Source organism: Paenibacillus ihuae (assembly GCF_001368795.1).
Classification (GTDB): Bacteria; Bacillota; Bacilli; order Paenibacillales; family Paenibacillaceae; genus Paenibacillus_AQ; species Paenibacillus_AQ ihuae.
The window spans coordinates 867,961-885,468 of record NZ_LN831198.1; the positions used below are offsets into that span (position 1 = coordinate 867,961).

Annotated in this window: 15 protein-coding genes; 12 read left to right on the forward strand and 3 right to left on the reverse strand. The window is 50.9% G+C overall.

Annotated elements, in window-relative coordinates:
* Nucleotides 1-532, reverse strand: a 532-nt coding sequence (locus AQR02_RS03905) for a response regulator (RefSeq protein ID WP_159067682.1), incomplete at its 3' end; no start/stop codon positions are given.
* A gap of 1 nt (nucleotide 533) precedes the next feature.
* Entirely contained in the window at nucleotides 534-2,306 is a 1,773-nt protein-coding gene (locus AQR02_RS03910) for a sensor histidine kinase (RefSeq protein WP_245237088.1), read from the reverse strand.
* A 295-nt stretch (nucleotides 2,307-2,601) separates the two neighbouring features.
* On the opposite strand from AQR02_RS03910, the gene AQR02_RS03915 reads away from it, so the two are divergent.
* The 8 genes from AQR02_RS03915 to AQR02_RS03950 all read left to right on the forward strand — a co-directional run bounded on the left by AQR02_RS03915 (nucleotide 2,602) and on the right by AQR02_RS03950 (nucleotide 11,499).
* Nucleotides 2,602-3,636, forward strand: coding sequence for an ABC transporter substrate-binding protein (locus AQR02_RS03915; protein ID WP_054941978.1), 1,035 nt, complete (start codon nucleotides 2,602-2,604; stop codon nucleotides 3,634-3,636).
* Nucleotides 3,637-3,728: 92 nt separating this feature from the next.
* Nucleotides 3,729-5,240, forward strand: a complete 1,512-nt coding sequence (locus tag AQR02_RS03920; RefSeq protein ID WP_054939477.1) for a sugar ABC transporter ATP-binding protein — start codon at nucleotides 3,729-3,731, stop codon at nucleotides 5,238-5,240.
* Between the two features lies 1 nt (nucleotide 5,241).
* Nucleotides 5,242-6,288: an ABC transporter permease gene (locus AQR02_RS03925; protein WP_245237089.1), complete on the forward strand. Its 1,047-nt coding sequence runs from the start codon at nucleotides 5,242-5,244 to the stop codon at nucleotides 6,286-6,288.
* Nucleotides 6,278-7,246, forward strand: coding sequence for a galactofuranose ABC transporter, permease protein YjfF (gene yjfF / locus AQR02_RS03930; RefSeq protein ID WP_054939478.1), 969 nt, complete (start codon nucleotides 6,278-6,280; stop codon nucleotides 7,244-7,246). Before AQR02_RS03925 ends, yjfF begins: the two co-directional genes overlap by 11 nt.
* A gap of 90 nt (nucleotides 7,247-7,336) precedes the next feature.
* Entirely contained in the window at nucleotides 7,337-8,371 is a 1,035-nt protein-coding gene (locus tag AQR02_RS03935; protein WP_082451622.1) for an ABC transporter substrate-binding protein, read from the forward strand.
* Between the two features lie 117 nt (nucleotides 8,372-8,488).
* Nucleotides 8,489-9,388: an alpha/beta hydrolase gene (locus tag AQR02_RS03940; RefSeq protein ID WP_054939479.1), complete on the forward strand. Its 900-nt coding sequence runs from the start codon at nucleotides 8,489-8,491 to the stop codon at nucleotides 9,386-9,388.
* A gap of 11 nt (nucleotides 9,389-9,399) precedes the next feature.
* Complete coding sequence (locus AQR02_RS03945; RefSeq protein ID WP_054939480.1) at nucleotides 9,400-9,819, forward strand: DUF3237 family protein; 420 nt, start codon at nucleotides 9,400-9,402, stop codon at nucleotides 9,817-9,819.
* Nucleotides 9,820-10,071: 252 nt separating this feature from the next.
* Complete coding sequence (locus AQR02_RS03950) at nucleotides 10,072-11,499, forward strand: family 43 glycosylhydrolase (protein WP_054939481.1); 1,428 nt, start codon at nucleotides 10,072-10,074, stop codon at nucleotides 11,497-11,499.
* Between the two features lie 33 nt (nucleotides 11,500-11,532).
* Here AQR02_RS03950 and AQR02_RS03955 read toward each other — a convergent pair whose 3' ends face one another.
* The gene (locus AQR02_RS03955) at nucleotides 11,533-12,402 is read right to left on the reverse strand and encodes an AraC family transcriptional regulator (RefSeq protein WP_054939482.1); all 870 of its coding nucleotides are present in this window, start codon (nucleotides 12,400-12,402) and stop codon (nucleotides 11,533-11,535) included.
* 130 nt (nucleotides 12,403-12,532) lie between these two features.
* Between AQR02_RS03955 and AQR02_RS03960 the strand changes: the two genes are divergently transcribed.
* From AQR02_RS03960 to AQR02_RS03975, 4 genes are all read left to right on the forward strand, one after another.
* Entirely contained in the window at nucleotides 12,533-13,384 is an 852-nt protein-coding gene (locus tag AQR02_RS03960) for an amidohydrolase family protein (protein ID WP_054939483.1), read from the forward strand.
* 5 nt (nucleotides 13,385-13,389) lie between these two features.
* The gene (locus AQR02_RS03965; RefSeq protein WP_054939484.1) at nucleotides 13,390-14,349 is read left to right on the forward strand and encodes an aldo/keto reductase; all 960 of its coding nucleotides are present in this window, start codon (nucleotides 13,390-13,392) and stop codon (nucleotides 14,347-14,349) included.
* The gene (locus AQR02_RS03970) at nucleotides 14,349-15,368 is read left to right on the forward strand and encodes a zinc-binding alcohol dehydrogenase family protein (protein WP_054939485.1); all 1,020 of its coding nucleotides are present in this window, start codon (nucleotides 14,349-14,351) and stop codon (nucleotides 15,366-15,368) included. The genes AQR02_RS03965 and AQR02_RS03970 overlap by 1 nt, the downstream gene beginning before the upstream one ends.
* A gap of 55 nt (nucleotides 15,369-15,423) precedes the next feature.
* Nucleotides 15,424-17,508, forward strand: a 2,085-nt coding sequence (locus AQR02_RS03975) for a glycoside hydrolase family 95 protein (RefSeq protein ID WP_245237090.1), incomplete at its 3' end; no start/stop codon positions are given.

The window sequence follows — 17,508 nt, forward strand, 5'->3', positions numbered from 1 at the left end:
ACAATGATAAAATGGCAACCGCGTAATAGGGAGCGGTAAGCTGCAGTTCCAGCTGATCTGCCGCCTCAATGGCGGCTGCGGTGCCGATGAGCCCGCCGCACAGATCGGCGAACAGCTTTTCAGGAGTGTAGGCATATCGTCTTTTCAGACGCTGTTCTTCATCTATTCTGACACTTACTGCATGTAACAGCTGGATAAGATCCGCAGAGCTGAACGGCTTCAGGCAGTAATCCTCCACACCGAGCCGCAGCGCGGTCTGTGCATACTGGAAATCGTTGTGTCCGCTTAAGATGATAATTTTGATCTGCGGGAGCCGCTGGCGGACGACGGAACTGAGCTCAAGCCCGTCCATAAAGGGCATTTTGATATCAGTAATGAGAATATCAGGAAGCTGCTGTTCAATCAGCGGCAGGGCCAATTCACCGTCAGGGGCGTCTCCGCAATAAATGAAACCCTCCTTCTCCCAATCGACACACTCCCGTATACTTTCACGAATCAGAATTTCATCATCGACCAGCATTACCTTCTTCATGTCAAGCCCCCTTGTTCTTGGGTATGCGGACGGAGATTGTTGTCCATTCCCCGGCAGTGCTGTCAAGCTGGAGTCCATATTCTTCACCGAAATATAGGCGCAGACGCTGATGCACATTCAGCAGCCCGAAACCGCCTTCCGTAAGATCGCTTTCTTCTACCTGGGCGGGCTGATTCAATTGGCTCCTTAGAAGCGCCAGCCGCTCGGCGGAGATGCCGATGCCGTTATCCGTGACGGTGAGTACGACTGATGAATGGCCTTCTGCATAACCGCTGACCGTAATCAGTCCTTTGCCGCGTTTATTCTTGATTCCATGATAGATTGCATTCTCAATCAGCGGCTGCAGGGTCATATTGAGAATCGGATACTCCTCAAGCTCAGGTTCCACCTGAATCTGATACTCGAGAATATCCCGGTACCGCATCTGCTGGATCGTCAGATAGCTCTGGGCATGGGCCAGTTCTGTACGGATCATGACCCAATCCCGTCCTTTATTCAGACTGAGCCGAAAAAACTGGGATAGCGCTTTTACCAAATGGATGACACTATCATTCTTGCCCGCTTCAGCCAACCAGACGATAGAATCCAGTGTATTGTACAGAAAATGGGGATTAATTTGCGCCTGAAGCGTGCGCAGCTCCGCCTTTTGCAGCAGTTGCTGCTCCCTGATGCTTTGCTCCAGCAGCCCCTTAATTTTTTCAACCATGATATTAAAGCTTTGACCTAAGTCAGCAATTTCATCATTGCCCGAAGGTTTGACTTTAGCCTCCAGATAGCCGCTTGCGGTCAGTCTCATTTTATGCTGAAGAAGCTGGATAGGCTGGGTGAGCTTGCGGGTCAAAAAGAAATGAATGATGATGACGAATACAATGCTGAGCACCACACTGACAATGATCAGCTGCCGGATCCGGTTAGCCTCAGAGACCACCTCTTGAAGCGGTGCAAGCCCTACGACCTTCCAGCCTGTAGTGAGCGAAGGGGTATAGACAACAAACCATGGCTGTCCCTTCGTATGTAATACAAAGCTGTTGCGGCTGGACCATTCTGGAGCGGCAAAGTTTGTTGAGGTCAGAATATTCAAATCCTGCCTGCCGGCTGACGGCACATAGATAGGATTATTCTCCTGGTCAAGGATGCAGAAGAATCCTGTCTTGCCGATACTGACATTTTCGCCAAATTCCTTAAAGAAGGAATCGTCTAAGTCAATAATAATGAAGCCAATGACTTCATGGGTAATCCGCTGCTTCACAGCCGCAATTATAGAAATAACGCCCTGGTCCGGGTAAGTAAAGCCATCAACTCGGTCAAATCCGGATGTCATGGCTGGAGGGACCCTAAGCACCGAATCCGGATACTGGGTGAGGATCTGGAAATGCGGATTGCGAAGCGGATTGATGTTGGACTGGAATACCCCTTTTCGTTCACTGATTCCTTTGCCATACAGATTAATAAAGCTGATATTCATAACATCTTCATATTTGTAGGTGTCCCTATAAAGTGTAAAAGTCTGCAGAATCTCCTTGGCCTCCTGATAGGTTTCCGACTGCGAGAACAGGAAGTGGATGACCTGCGGGTTCTTGCTCAATTCCAGCAGACGCTCTGTGTCCGTAAACAGATTATCGATATTTCGTCCGAGCGTATCTGCCTGCAGCATGCTTGTCGCTTTACTGTGGCTGGAGATCGAAGCGTAGGATTTCTGGTAGGCGACAAGTCCAACCGCAATCAGCGGAATAGTGGTCAGTATGATGAATAAGACCAGCAATTTTGCCCTCAAGCTGGAGGAGATCAAACGTATCATCCTCATCGGTAATATCCCCTCAGTATAAGATTCACATAGTTTCAAACCTTAGTGTATAACAAATACCGCCCTCTTGGGAGTAGTAAAGAAAGCGCATCCAAAATCTACACGTTCCAAACAAAAATATACACCAAATTTAAAATGAATCCATAAAAACATAAAAAAAGAAAACAAATGGCAAAGCGAACCTGTATCTTGCAATTTTGATAGCGGTTTATACTGGGGCCAACACCAAATGATGGTGAATGACAAAGGGGAGGAAATCAATTACATGAAGAGATTCGGGAAAATGGGAGCGGTTCTTGCGCTTACCTTATCTATGGTAATGCTCGGAGCGTGCGGCAATAACAACGGAGGAAATCAGGCGAATACCGGTAATCAGGCAACTAAAGCTCCAGCGGAAAATACCGGCAATACGAAGGAAGCCAAAGATATCACGCTCGGATTCTCACAGGTTGGAGCGGAAAGCGGCTGGCGTAGCGCAAACACCAAGTCCATTCAGGATTCTGCCAAAGAAGCGGGTTATACCCTGAAATTCTCGGATGCGCAGCAGAAGCAAGAGAACCAGATTAAGGCGATCCGCTCTTTCATACAGCAAAAGGTAGATGTAATCGCATTTTCACCGGTCGTAGAATCCGGGTGGGATACCGTACTTAAGGAAGCGAAGGATGCGGGAATTCCGGTAGTCCTGACCGACCGTGCAGTAGATTCCAAGGATACTTCTCTGTACGTCACTTTCCTCGGTTCTGACTTTGTGGAAGAAGGACGTAAGGCGGGTGAGTGGCTGTCTGAAAAGTATAAGGATACCACAGAGGATATCAACATTGTTGAATTGCAGGGAACTACAGGCTCTGCTCCGGCCAATGACCGGATGGCTGGTTTTGCTGAAGTGATTGCGAGCAATCCGCATCTCAAAGTAATTGCTTCACAGACCGGCGATTTCACACGGGCTAAGGGCAAAGAGGTTATGCAGGCCTTCCTAAAAGCCAATAAGGACATCGATGTTCTATATGCCCATAACGATGATATGGCACTCGGCGCGATTCAGGCGATTGAAGCAGCAGGGCTGAAACCGGGCCAGGATATTACGATTATCTCCGTCGATGCTGTCAAGGACGGAATGCAGGCAGCAAGTGAAGGTAAAATCAACTTTATTGTTGAGTGTAATCCCATGCTCGGACCACAGCTGATGGACATTGTGCAGAATGTGGTAGATGGCAAGCCGGTAGAGGCGCGAATTGTGACTGAGGAATCGACGTTCACTTCAGAGCAGGCGAAGGAAGCTTTGCCAAGCCGGCCATATTAATCGGTTAATACGGATTTATATAGTGCCACTCCGCCGGCTTCTTAAGCAGCTGACGGAGTGGTTTCTATGGACAAAGAGGAGTGGATGACGAAATGAGCACTCAGAAGCCCATACTGCAGATGAAGCAGATTCACAAGCGGTTTCCAGGTGTCAAAGCACTTAGTAATGTGAATCTCCGTCTGTTTCCAGGTGAGGTTCATGCATTGATGGGTGAGAATGGCGCTGGCAAGTCGACGCTGATCAAGGTGCTGACCGGTGTGTATTCGATAGATGAGGGCAGCGTGGAAATGGAGGAGGCACCTATTTCGGTGCAGAGTCCGCTGGAGTCGCAGGCTGCGGGAATCAGCACCGTATATCAGGAAGTGAACCTATGCACTAATCTGACAGTTGCAGAGAACATATTTATCGGAAGAGAACCGAGAAAATTCGGGAGGATTCTATGGAAGGAAATGAATAAGCGCGCTCAGGAAATCCTCAGCGAACGCCTGAATCTGCAGATCGATGTCACGGAGCCGCTCTATATGTATTCTGTTGCGGTGCAGCAGCTGGTGGCGATTGCCAGAGCGCTCAATATCTCGGCCAAGGTACTGATTCTTGACGAACCGACTTCAAGTCTTGACAAGAATGAGGTGCAGCAGCTCTTCCGGATCATGGAGAAGCTGAAACAGGATGGGCTGGCGATTCTTTTTGTCACTCATTTTTTGGATCAGATGTATGAGATCTCTGACCGTGTAACCATTCTGCGGAACGGTGAGTTTGTCGGCGAGTACATGGCCGAGGATCTGCCGAAGCTGGATCTTGTGCTCAAAATGATTGGCAAGGAGCTTAACTTACTGGAGGAATTGCCTAGTCTGGCTGAAGAGTATAAGGATTCTCTTGGTGAAGAATTGGTCAAGGCGGAAGGTCTGGGGCGCAAAGGAGCCATTGAACCCTTCGATCTGTCCATCCATAAAGGAGAAGTAGTGGGACTTGCCGGTCTGCTCGGATCAGGCCGGACGGAGGCGGCCCGCCTGTTCTTCGGTGCTGACAAGCCGGACTCCGGTAAACTGAAGTTCTCTGGAAGAAGCGAAGGTGTCCATACTCCCCGTGAGGCGATCGGCCGCCGGATTGCATTCTGCTCGGAGAACCGTAAAACGGAGGGGATTATCGGCGATTTGACCGTCAGGGAAAATATTATCCTGGCTCTCCAGGCCAAACAAGGTGTATTCCGCACCATTTCCCGCAGACAGCAGGAAGAGTATGCAGATGAATATATCCGCATGCTGAACATCAATCCTCCGAGTCCCGACCATCTGATTAAGAACCTGAGCGGAGGGAATCAGCAAAAGGTGCTGCTGGCCAGATGGCTGCTGACTTCACCACAGCTGTTCATCCTTGATGAACCTACCCGGGGAATTGACATTGGAGCTAAAGCGGAGATTCAAAAGCTGGTGCTGTCGCTGTCACGACAAGGCATGTCGTTTCTGTTCATTTCCTCCGAACTGGAGGAGGTGCTGCGCGTAAGCGGCCGGATTGCCATATTACGTGACCGCCGTAAGGTTAAGGAAATCTCGGGCAAAGATATGAGCCAGCATCAAATTATGCAGGCAATTGCGGGGGGCTGAAATGAGAATGGGAAAAGTATACAAGCATCATCTATTCTGGCCGCTTTGTATCCTGGCTGCATTGCTGCTGTTCAATCTGCTCTATTCGCCGGATTTCTTTTCAATTACAATGCATGATGGACATCTATACGGCAGTTTGATCGATATTCTTAATTTCGGTGCCCCGCTGGTACTGGTGGCCATCGGGATGACACTTGTCGTGGCTACCAAAGGCATCGACCTGTCGGTAGGTTCTATTGTCGCCATCTCAGGTGCACTTGCCTGCCTGACAATCAGTAAAAGCACGGATCAGAATGCACTAGGTCTGATTGTAATTTCTATTCTGCTTGCCGTCGGACTGTCGGTCCTCCTAGGGGCGTGGAACGGTCTGCTGGTTTCGGTAGCCGGAATTCAGCCGATAATCGCTACACTGATTCTAATGGTTGCCGGACGCGGAATCGCCCAGTTAGTGACCGGAGGGCAGATTATAACGGTTAGCAGCAGCAGATACTCCTACATTGGCTCGGGGGCGCTGGCCACACTGCCGTTTTCTATTTTTGTAGTAGTCCTGATGCTGGTTGTCGCCTTGCTGCTTACCCGCAAAACATCACTGGGCTTGTTCATTGAGTCGGTCGGATGCAATCCGACGGCAAGCCTTATGGCGGGTATCCGGGCAAATTGGGTCATTCTATCGGTCTATGTATTCTGCGGGGTGTGCGCAGGGATCGCCGGACTGTTACTCAGCTCCAATGTCTCGAGTGCCGATGGTAACAATGCGGGGCTATGGTATGAGCTTGATGCGATTCTGGCCGTGGTGATTGGAGGAACCTCACTGAACGGTGGACGTTTCTATCTTACCGGAACGGTAATTGGTGCGCTGATTATCCAGACACTGACCACTACGATCTATATGATCGGTGTACCTCCGGAAATCACGCTTGTTGTGAAGTCGTTTGTTGTTCTTGCTGTCTGCCTAATTCAGTCCGACAGCTTCCGGGCCGCCATTTTCTACCGCTGGAAGACGCGCCATTATCCCGGAGAAAAGGAGAGTATCCGTCATGTCTCTTAACCGCAAATATATACCTATTGTTGTAACGATTCTGTTATTCCTTCTGATGTTCACCGCGGGCTCCTTCCGGTACACCGGCTTCTTCTCGCTGCAGGTGCTCATGAACCTGCTTATAGACAATGCGTTTCTGCTTATTACAGCCGTTGGAATGTCGTTTGTCATTCTATCGGGCGGGATCGATCTGTCTGTCGGGTCCATTATCGCACTCTCCACCATGGTTTCTGCCAGCCTGGTGCAGCAGCATGGCTGGCCGCCCGCGGTTGTTATACCACTGGTGCTGCTGATGGGGGCTGCATTTGGATGCGGGATGGGCGCCATTATTCATTATTTCAAAATTCAGCCGTTCATCGTGACGCTGGCAGGGATGTTTATGGCCAGAGGGCTATGTTATGTGATTAGTATTGATACAATAACAATCGATAATCCGTTCTACACCTCTGTAGCACAGACCAAAATTGCGCTGCCGGGCGGAAGCTTCATCTCGATCAGTGCCATTATCGCCTTAATCATTGCAGCTTTAGCGATCTTCATCGCCCACTATACCCGTTTCGGACGCAATGTATATGCGCTGGGGGGCAGCGAGCAATCCTCGCTGCTGATGGGACTTCCTGTAGCACGCACTAAAGTTTTAGTTTATACTTTAAGCGGATTATGTTCTGCACTTGCTGGCATTGTGTTTACTTTTTATATGCTGTCAGGATATGGGCTTCATGCGGTAGGCTTTGAGCTTGATACGATTGCCGCCGTAGTCATCGGAGGCACGCTGCTCACCGGCGGTGTAGGATATGTACTTGGAACCTTTTTCGGGGTACTCATTCAAGGTGTAATTCAAACGATAATTAGTTTTGAAGGTACTTTAAGTTCCTGGTGGACCAAAATTGTCATCGGCCTGCTGCTGTTCGTATTCATCCTTCTGCAGCGGGTATTAAGTGCGAACCGTTCTTCAATGAAACAATAACAGGGAATATATGCATTGGGAGACGGTTTCATCTGTTTCCCAATGTTTTGTTATGTTAAATGAAATCGCTACCACAAAGGAGGGTCATCCATGAAACTGGTAAAATGGTGTCTGATTTTGGGGTTGCTGCTCATGCCGGGCTGCTCCAAGAGCAGCGGGGAGAGTTCTCTGCCTACAGCTCCTCCGCCCGTTTCCCCCTTAATTACGGGTTTCGAACCTCCTGGCGAGCCGAATCCCATGAAGCCTATTATTCTGGGATTCTCCCAGCTTGGCTCAGAAAGTACTTGGAGGGAAGCGAATACGGCCTCTATCAAGGAGGCGGCCGAAGAAGCTGGAATAACGCTGCTGATGACTAATGCTGAACAGGATCAGAACAAACAGTTTGAGGCGATCCGTTCTTTCATCCGCAGAGATGTGGATATGATTGCTATTGCACCTGTAGTGCAGACAGGCTGGGAAGCTATTCTTGAGGAAACCAAGGAGGCTGGTATACCGGTCATTATCTTGGACCGGTCTGTGAACGTGGAGGACAGCTCGCTCTACATTACTTTTATCGGATCCGATTTTTATGAGGAAGGTGTGAAAGCAGCCAAATATATGATGGATCGAATGCGCCATCACTCCGGTATCATTCAAATCGCTGAGCTGCAGGGAACGGTGGGATCAACCCCTTCTATCGACCGTGGATTAGGATTCCGGAAGACCATTGAAGCAAATGGTAATTTTCAAATCACTCAGACGAAACCGGCAGACTTCACTCAGAACGGCGGCCGGGAGGTCATGAGGGAGTTTTTGCAGCAGCCTCAAGAGAAGTGGCCCCAGGTGCTGTTCTCCCACAATGATGATATGGCAATAGGTGCAGTAGAGGCGATCAAGGAGGCTGGTTTGAAGCCGGGCAGCGATATCATCATTATTTCTGTAGACGGCACCCGGCGTGCATTCGAGCAGATGGTTGACGGGAATATTAATGCGGTTGTGGAATGTAATCCGCTGCTTGGCCCTCTGCTGATGCAGGCTGTAAAAGAAATCATGGCCGGGAGAACCCTGCCCAAAAGGATGGTCACACCTGAGGATATTTTTACACAGGAACTGGCTGCTAAAGAAGTGGAATACCGTAAATATTAGGAAGAGCCGGATACTGGAGCAGTACAGCACTGCATGCTATTTTAAACCCTAGTAATATAGTATATTTGTTGTAAAGAAGAACTTGGTAATCATATTATTTACAAGGAGTTGCTAACAGTGGATCAGAAAGCAGCGGATATTGCAGCCAACGAAACACCCGAAGGAACACAGATTCTTTATGGGGATTTTGCGGAAGGAGGGTCCTATTATTCTTGTACTTACCGTCCTGATGTAGTTTACGCAACCTACGGCGATTTGGATCGGAAACTGCAGATTATCATGCCATCCCGAAGCGGCTATAAGTTTCCTCTTGTCGTCTTTATCCAAGGTTCTGCATGGAGAAAACAGGATGTATACTCCGGTCTTCCTAATCTCTCTCACATTGCAGCAAAAGGGTACGTGGTCGCCAGTGTGGAAATACGGGACACCGATATTGCACGGTTTCCGGCTGCCGTTGAGGATGTGAAATGCGCGATCCGGTTTATGCGCAGGAATGCAGAGGAGTATGGTGTGGATCCGGACCGTGTAGCGGTATGGGGAGATTCCTCCGGGGGACACCTTTCCTTAATGACGGGGCTTACCATGGGCGAGTACGATAACGGTCTGTACAGTGAACAATCGGACGAGGTTAGCGCAGTCATCGACTATTACGGGGTTTCGGACCTGCTGACCTTAGGGAAGTATAATAATATTCTTGACCACGATGCAGCCGACTCTCCGGAAGGCTTGTTTATTGGCGGGGCAGTAAAAGAACATACGGAATTGGCGAAGAAGGCGAGCCCTGTTCATCAGGATTTATCTAAAGCGCTTCCGCCATTTTTGATCGTGCATGGAGACAGTGACCATATTGTACATATTAATCAGAGCATAGAGATGTATAAGGCTCTGAAAGCGCATGGACAAAACGTTTTATTTTACAAGGTGGTAGGCGCGGATCACGGACCAGGCTTCTGGAGTCCACAGGTGCTTGACATTATAGCAAAATTTTTATCTGCCCACTTAAACCGGCCGCGCTGAGGAGGGATTACATGCAATTGGAAGAAGTGTTCACTGTTCATGTGACAATCGGACAAACCGCAGAACTGCATCGTGAGGATGGGGATTCGGTTGTTATGATTTCATTTACCGGCAATGTGACAGGAAAATACTTTCAGGGAGAGGTGCTGGAGGGGGGAGTAGATACACAAATCATCGGCAAGAATGGTGACCGGCATAGCTTATCGGCAAGGTATATGCTTCAAGGGAAGGATTTTACAGGAGAAGAGTGTCAAATCTATATCGAAAATAATGGCGATGCCCGTAATAAATGGAAGGATGCTTTGTTTCGTACACATCCTAAAATGATTACGAATAGCAGAGCATTGTCTTTTCTGAACGATGATGTATACGTTGCGGAAGGATTGCCAACCGAATTGGGAGTCGATATCAAAATATATAGATGGGTATAGGATGAGTTTTATTAGCCGAAGCGGTGAGAAGCATTTCATCGGCTGGTGAGGAATCTGGAGGGTGATAGACGCTCTTCAGGTTCCTTTTTTATTTCTGATAATAATTTACTTTGCGCTGCAAATCATTTTCGGAACAACGCAAATAATCTATGAATAGATCAATGTTACGTGGCTATATGTCATGGACTTCGCTCAAGTCACGTTACTATACTGTAAGGGACAAAATTAACTAATGACAAGGATGAAATTGCGATGGTAAAACAACAAGGATTAAATCCGTATCTTCCGTCCTGGGAATATACCCCCGACGGTGAGCCGCATGTATTTGAAGGCAGGGTGTATGTATATGGCTCGCATGACCGTTTTAACGGACATGCTTTTTGCTTGAATGACTATGTCTGCTGGTCGGCTCCGGAGGAGAATCTGGCGGACTGGCGTTATGAGGGTGTGATCTACAAGACTACAGATGATCCGCTTAATCCAGAAGGAAACATGTGTCTGTATGCTCCCGATGTTACCGTTGGACCGGACGGGCGGTACTATCTCTACTATGTTCTTGACAAAGTACCCGTTGTTTCGGTGGCGGTCTGCGATACACCGGGCGGCAAGTATGAGTTCTACGGCTACGTACGATATGCCGATGGAATACGCCTCGGGGAAAGAGAGGGCGACGAGCCGCAATTTGACCCGGGCGTGCTGACCGAAGGAGAGAACACCTACCTGTACACCGGATTCTGTGCCTACGGTGACTCATCCAGACACGGCGCCATGGCAACAGTGCTTGGCCCGGATATGCTCACGATTGTCGAAGAGCCTGTGTTTGTTGCGCCGAGCCAGTCTTACAGCAAGGGGAGCGGATTCGAAGGTTATGAGTTCTTTGAAGCGCCCTCCATCCGCAAAAAGGGAGATACCTACTACCTTATTTATTCCTCAATCTCCATGCATGAGTTGTGCTATGCGACCAGCAAGCATCCGACCAGAGACTTCGCCTACCAGGGAGTCATTGTCAGCAATTGCGATCTTCATATTGATACATATAAGCCGGCGGATCAGCCGATGTATTACGGCGGCAATAATCATGGAAGTATCGCCCAAATCAACGGGGAATGGTACATTTTTTATCATCGCCACACCAATGGAACGGCATTCAGCCGGCAGGGCTGTATCGAGAGGATTGAATTCCGCGGGGACGGCACTATTCCGCAGGTGGAGATTACATCAAGCGGGCCGAACGGAGGACCGCTTGAAGGCCGGGGGGAATATCCGGCATATCTGGCCTGCCATTTGTTCTGCAAAGATCAGGAAAGCTACACCGGAGGCTTTGGCCGTATGGGAGCATGGATGGACAGCCGGTTTCCGAAGATTACTCAGGACGGCAGGGATGGCGACGAGGAAATCGGCTATATTGCCAATATGACGGATTCCGCTACCGCCGGGTTTAAATATTTTGCCTGCGAGGGAATCCGAAAAGTCAAAATTAAGGTGCGCGGATATTGCCAGGGCGCCTATGAAGTAAAAACGTCGTGGGACGGACCGGCTCTCGGACAGATACCGGTAGGTTTTTCGAATGTATGGGAGGAATACTCAACAGATTTGGCTATTCCGGACGGTGTACAAGCACTGTATTTTACATATACCGGCCATGGAGGTGCCAGTCTGGCTTCTTTTACTTTGGAATAAACCGAGTGGAAATCTAAAATAACAATCAAAGCCTCAGTACGGCCGGTTGCCCTTCCGGTAGGCGGCGGGAGTCATGTCCGTATATTTTTTAAATGTACGGTAAAAATGGGGCATGCTCTCAAAGCCGCAGGACATGGCGATTTGCTCAATTTTGTCATTAGACTGGAGCAAGCGATCCTTGGCCGCAAAAATCCGTTTGGTGGAAATGTATTCGCCCGCATTCATACCCAGCCGCTGCTTGAAGACGCGGCTGAAATGGGCTGAAGATACGGCTGCCCGTTTCGCCAGCACGCTAAGCTCCAGCGGCCGGTCCAGATGGTCATTGATATAGGCAAGTGCTTCACGGAACCAATCCGGGACCAAGGCGCTCGTGGCACCCGGCTCGGCTGCCTGCGGCAAGCAGTACCGGTTTAAGTGAAGCAGCGCGAGATGGAGCAGCAGAGCCATGGCATGGCCCCCGTCCGGGCGTCTCTGCTCCCATTCTTCATGGATGGCCCGGATATCGCTTTCTATGGTTTGGGCGTGTTCAGGAGGCAGGGTATATTTGTATTGCTTGTTCTTCTTGGCTGCATCAAATAGCCTCAGATAGGTATATGCCTCGCTGAATGTGTTGTTATTAACAAGGTAGGGGCTGAAAAAAACGGCAGAGGACGTTACCGGCTCCTCTTTGTCGGGAAATCCCCGGTGCACCGTATTTCCGGGAACGACGATGACGTCACCCTGGCGCATCTCGTAAAACGTCTGATCGATAAAAAAAGTCCCTTTTCCCCGGTAGACGTATACGAACTCGTACCAGTGATGCAGATGGTCCGGGAGCTCATGCTGCGGGCTTTTTGTTTCCTTGTAGTGCAGAAGCAGAGAAAACGGCAACTCGTTGCCGAAAGACTTACGGATCGGTTTCATTGCCCCGCCTCCTTTGTTGAACTCTAGATTCTTACAGCCATCATATCAAAATAAGGTATAAATTTGTTTGTTTAAGCTATTTTTATTCTTTTATCCGATGCTTACAATAAGATGGAATGGAGGTGGGGGAATGCGTATTGACGCTCATCAGCATTACTGGAAGATAGACAGAAATGATTACGGATGGATTACACCCGAAATACCGGTGCTGTTCCGGGATTATCTGCCCTCCGATCTTGAACCGCAATTGCAAAAACACGGAATCAGCCACACGATTGTGGTACAAGCTGCGCCAACGGTGGAGGAGACGGAATATATTCTTGAATTAAGCAAACATGCTGACTCTATAGCTGGCGTGATCGGGTGGCTGGACCTTGAGAGCCCGTTATTCAAAACGCAATACCGGCAGCTCTGCGATCATCCGAAATTCACCGGAATTCGCGTGATGATACAGGAGATGGACAATTCCGGCATTCTTTTATCTACCCCCTATATAGAAGCGCTTTCATATTTAGCGGAAGAGGACCTTCCCGTCGACCTGCTTGTTCTGGCGGATCAGCTTCCGCAGCTTATAGCGCTGCTGGAACGGGTTCCCGGACTGAGAGGGGTCATCGATCATCTGGCGAAGCCGCCGATTGCTTCAGGCAGATTGGAGCCGTGGCGAAGTCATATGGCGGAGATTGCGCAGCATCCTGGCATTCACTGCAAGCTTTCCGGGATGGTGACAGAGGCTGATCCACAGGGCTGGACCCATGAGGATTTTACGGTCTATGTACATGAAATGCTGGACCTGTTTGGACCCGAAAGGCTACTCTTCGGCAGCGATTGGCCCGTCTGCCTTCAAGCCGCAACCTATGATGAAGTTATAGATGTATTGCGGATAGCGTTGCAGGACCGGTTATCCCCACAAGAAATGGAGCCAATCTTCGGAGCGAATGCGGCGAGATTTTACAAGTTAAATTCACAGTATATTGGAGGTTAGGCGCGATGAAATACAGAAAGCTGGGGAATACGGGTCTGGATGTCTCTGTGCTAAGTTTCGGTGCGTCTTCACTTGGAAGCGTATTCCGGGAGGTGCCAAAGGAAGAGGGAATCCGCACGGTCCATACCGCTATCGACATGGGGATTAATCTCATTGACGTTTCTCCATATTACGGGTTGATGAAAGCAGAGACAGTACTTGGTGAGGCGCTGCAGACGGTTCCGCGGGACCGCTACATTATAAGCACGAAGGCCGGACGTTACGGTCAGGATGATTTTGATTTCTCCAAGAAACGGGTAATCCGCAGCGCGGAGGAAAGTATGCGCCGGCTGGGAACGGATTATCTGGATATTTTGCTGCTGCATGACATCGAATTCGGTTCGATGGAGCAGGTGATGGAAGAAGGGATTCCAGCCCTGGAGGAATTGAAGCAGTCAGGGAAGATCCGTTTCTATGGTGTGACCGGCCTGCCCTTGAATGTCTTCGAAACGGTGTTGACCCGTACCGCTCTGGATGTGATTCTGTCGTATTGCCATTATTCTCTGAACGATACCACGCTGCTTCGCCTCCTTCCGCTGCTGGAGCGGCAGGGAACCTCACTGATCAATGCGTCGCCCATTTCCATGGGCCTGCTGAGCAGCCGCCAGGTGCCTGACTGGCATCCGGCGGGCGGGGACATCCAGGCTGCGTGCCAGCGCGCCGCCGAATACTGCCGGGATAAGGGAGAGGAAATCGCGAAGCTGGCGGTCCAGTTCTCCACTGCCAATGAGCAGATTCCGACAACCTTGGTAAGCACGGCGACACCGGCAAATATCCGCAACAATATATTGTGGACGGAAGAGCCGATGGATGAACAATTGCTGAAGGAAGTGCTGGAGATCCTGAAGCCGATCGACGGCGCCACGTGGCCGAGCGGCCGGCCGGAGTGGAACGAAGAGCGGGATCAGATCGGAGAGCGTTTATAATGAAGGGAATAATCTGCGAGGAAATCGGGAAATTCGTATACAGGGAGGATCTGCCGGAGCCGGAACTCCATGCGGGCGAAGCGATTGTAAGGATTCGCCGGATCGGTATTTGCGGTACCGATCTGCATGCTTACCGGGGCAACCAGCCTTATTTTACCTACCCGCGCGTGCTTGGACACGAGCTGTCCGGAACGATTGAGCATATTGGTGATAATCCGGAGGGGCTGCGGGCCGGCGACCAGGTCAGTGTCATTCCCTATCTTCATTGCGGCAAGTGCCGGGCCTGCCTGAGCGGCAAAACCAACTGCTGTCAGAAAATGAGGGTGTTCGGCGTTCATTTGGACGGCGGAATGAGGGAACGGGTGGCCTTGCCTTTACAAAATCTATTGAAAACGGAAGGGCTGTCGCTTGATCAGGCGGCCATGCTGGAGCCGCTGGCAATCGGCGCACACGCCGTCCGTCGCTCGGGTCTTGGCGCCGGGGATCAAGTCCTGGTTATCGGTGCCGGTCCGATCGGTCTGGGAGTGATGGCAATGGCCAGAGCTGCCGGTGCGAAGGTGATAGGCATGGATGTAAACGACGAACGTTTGGACTTTTGCAGGGAATGGGCGCAGGCGGAGCATACGGTGAGCGCACTACGGGAGCCGAAGGAACAGTTGTCCAAGCTTACGGATGGCAGCTTCCTGCCCTATGTCATCGATTCCACCGGCAACCTTTCATCCATGGAAAGTGCATTTGGTTTTGTCGGCCATGGGGGAACCTTGACCTATGTTGGTTTGGTGAAAGGCATGATTACCTTTAATGATCCCGATTTTCATGCACGTGAAATGACGGTGCAGGGCAGCAGAAATGCCACCCGGGAAGACTTTGAGCGAGTCCTTGATGCCATCAAAGACGGTTACATCGATGTCGGCAGTTACATTACCCACCGCAGCAGATTTGCGGACATGATCAGCCGGTTCGAGAGCTGGCTCCAGCCAGAATCGAAGGTAATTAAGGCGCTGGTGGAGCTGGACTAATTACAATGCCGTTATCCGTAAGTTCATATATGCAGTTGGAAGGAGCGAAGCAATCATGATAAGCACGGAACGCCCGCAGCGGTTGTGGTACAGCGGGCCGGCGGGGGAATGGAATGAGGCGTTGCCGATTGGAAACGGGCGGCTCGGTGCTATGATTTTTGGGGGTGCAGCCGAGGAGAAGCTGCAGCTCAATGAGGATTCCGTATGGTACGGCGGTCCCCGCGACCGCAACAACGAGGACGCGCTGCCTCATTTGCACGAAATCCGCAAGCTGATTCTGGAGGGAAGACTGAAGGAGGCAGAGGAACTGGCTGGAATGTCGATGGCGGGTCTTCCCGAAGCGCAGCGCCATTATATGCCGCTGGGGGAACTGCTGCTGTCCTTTGGCGGTCACGGACAGCCTGCCGAAGAGTATAGAAGAGAGCTTGATCTGGAGAACGGCGTATCCCGGATCAGTTATAGGATCGGTGAGGTTCAGTATATCCGCGAAATGTTTGCCAGCTACCCGGATCAGGCCATTGCCATCCGAATTTCGACCGATCATAAGGACGGGATTTCCTTAAAAGCAAGGTTTAACCGCCACAACTGGAGATATCTGGAGAAAACAGAGAAGTGGCAAAACAGCGGGCTGGCGATGAGCGGAGAGTGCGGCGGCAAAGGAGGGAGCTCATTTGCTGCGGTCTTGAAGGCAGTGACGGACGACGGGATTTGCCGGACCATAGGCGAGTATTTGCTGGTGGATGGTGCCAGCTCGGTTACGCTGCTGCTTGCCGCAGGAACTTCGTTCCGTCACCCCGATCCGGAGCTTTACGCCAAAAGACTGCTGGAGGAGCTGAGCCGCATTCCCTATGAAGAGCTGCTGTCCCGGCATATCTCGGATTACCGTGAATTGTACGGGCGAGTTGAGCTGGCACTGCCGGAGAACCCGCACCAGTGTGCGTTGCCGACCGACGAGCGGCTGGAACGGTTTCGGAAGGGGGAGGAGGACAACGGGCTGATAGCGACCTATTTCCAGTATGGCCGCTATTTACTTATTGCCTCCAGCCGCCAAGGCTCCTTACCCGCCAATCTGCAGGGGATCTGGAATGACAGCTTCACCCCGGCCTGGGACAGCAAATTTACGATTAATATCAATGCGCAAATGAATTATTGGCCAGCGGAAATCTGCAACCTGGCTGAATGTCATGAGCCGCTGTTTGATCTGATCGAGCGGATGCGGCTGCCGGGGAGGGTCACAGCCAGGGTCATGTACGGCTGCGGAGGATTCACGGCGCATCATAATACGGATATCTGGGCAGACACGGCTCCGCAGGATACCTACCTGCCCGCTTCCTTCTGGCCGCTTGGCGCCGCCTGGCTGTGCCTGCACCTTTGGGAGCACTACCGGTTCAGCCAGGATCGTTATTTTCTGGCACAGGCGTATGAGACGATGAAGGAGGCCGCCCAGTTCCTGCTTGATTATTTGATCGAAGACGCCGACGGACGGCTGATTACCTGCCCGTCCGTCTCCCCTGAGAACACCTATAAGCTGCCCAGCGGCGAATCGGGAGTGCTCTGCGCCGGGGCATCGATGGATTTTCAGATTATAGATGCCCTGTTCGGGGCCTGCATCCGCAGTGCCGAAATCATTGGCAGGGATGAGGCGTTCCGCGAAGAACTTTCCGCCGCCATAAGGCGTCTTCCTAAACCGCAAATCGGGAAATACGGCCAGATTCAGGAGTGGATGGAGGATTATGAAGAAGTGGAGCCCGGGCACCGGCACATTTCCCACTTATTTGCGCTGTACCCCGGCGACGCCTTCACCGTGGAGCGTACACCGGAGCTGGCTGAAGCGGCGCGGACGACACTGGAACGCAGGCTTGCCAGCGGCGGCGGCCACACCGGCTGGAGCCGGGCCTGGATCATTAACTTCTGGGCCAGATTGAAGGATGAGGGCAAAGCCTACGCAAACGTCCGCGCTCTTCTGGAGCATTCGACATTGCCTAACCTGTTTGATAACCACCCGCCATTCCAGATTGACGGTAATTTTGGAGGAGCGGCGGGGATTGCCGAAATGCTGCTGCAAAGCCATACCGAGAGAATTGAGCTGCTGCCCGCTTTGCCGCAAAGCTGGAGCGCGGGAAGTGTCAAGGGGCTGCGG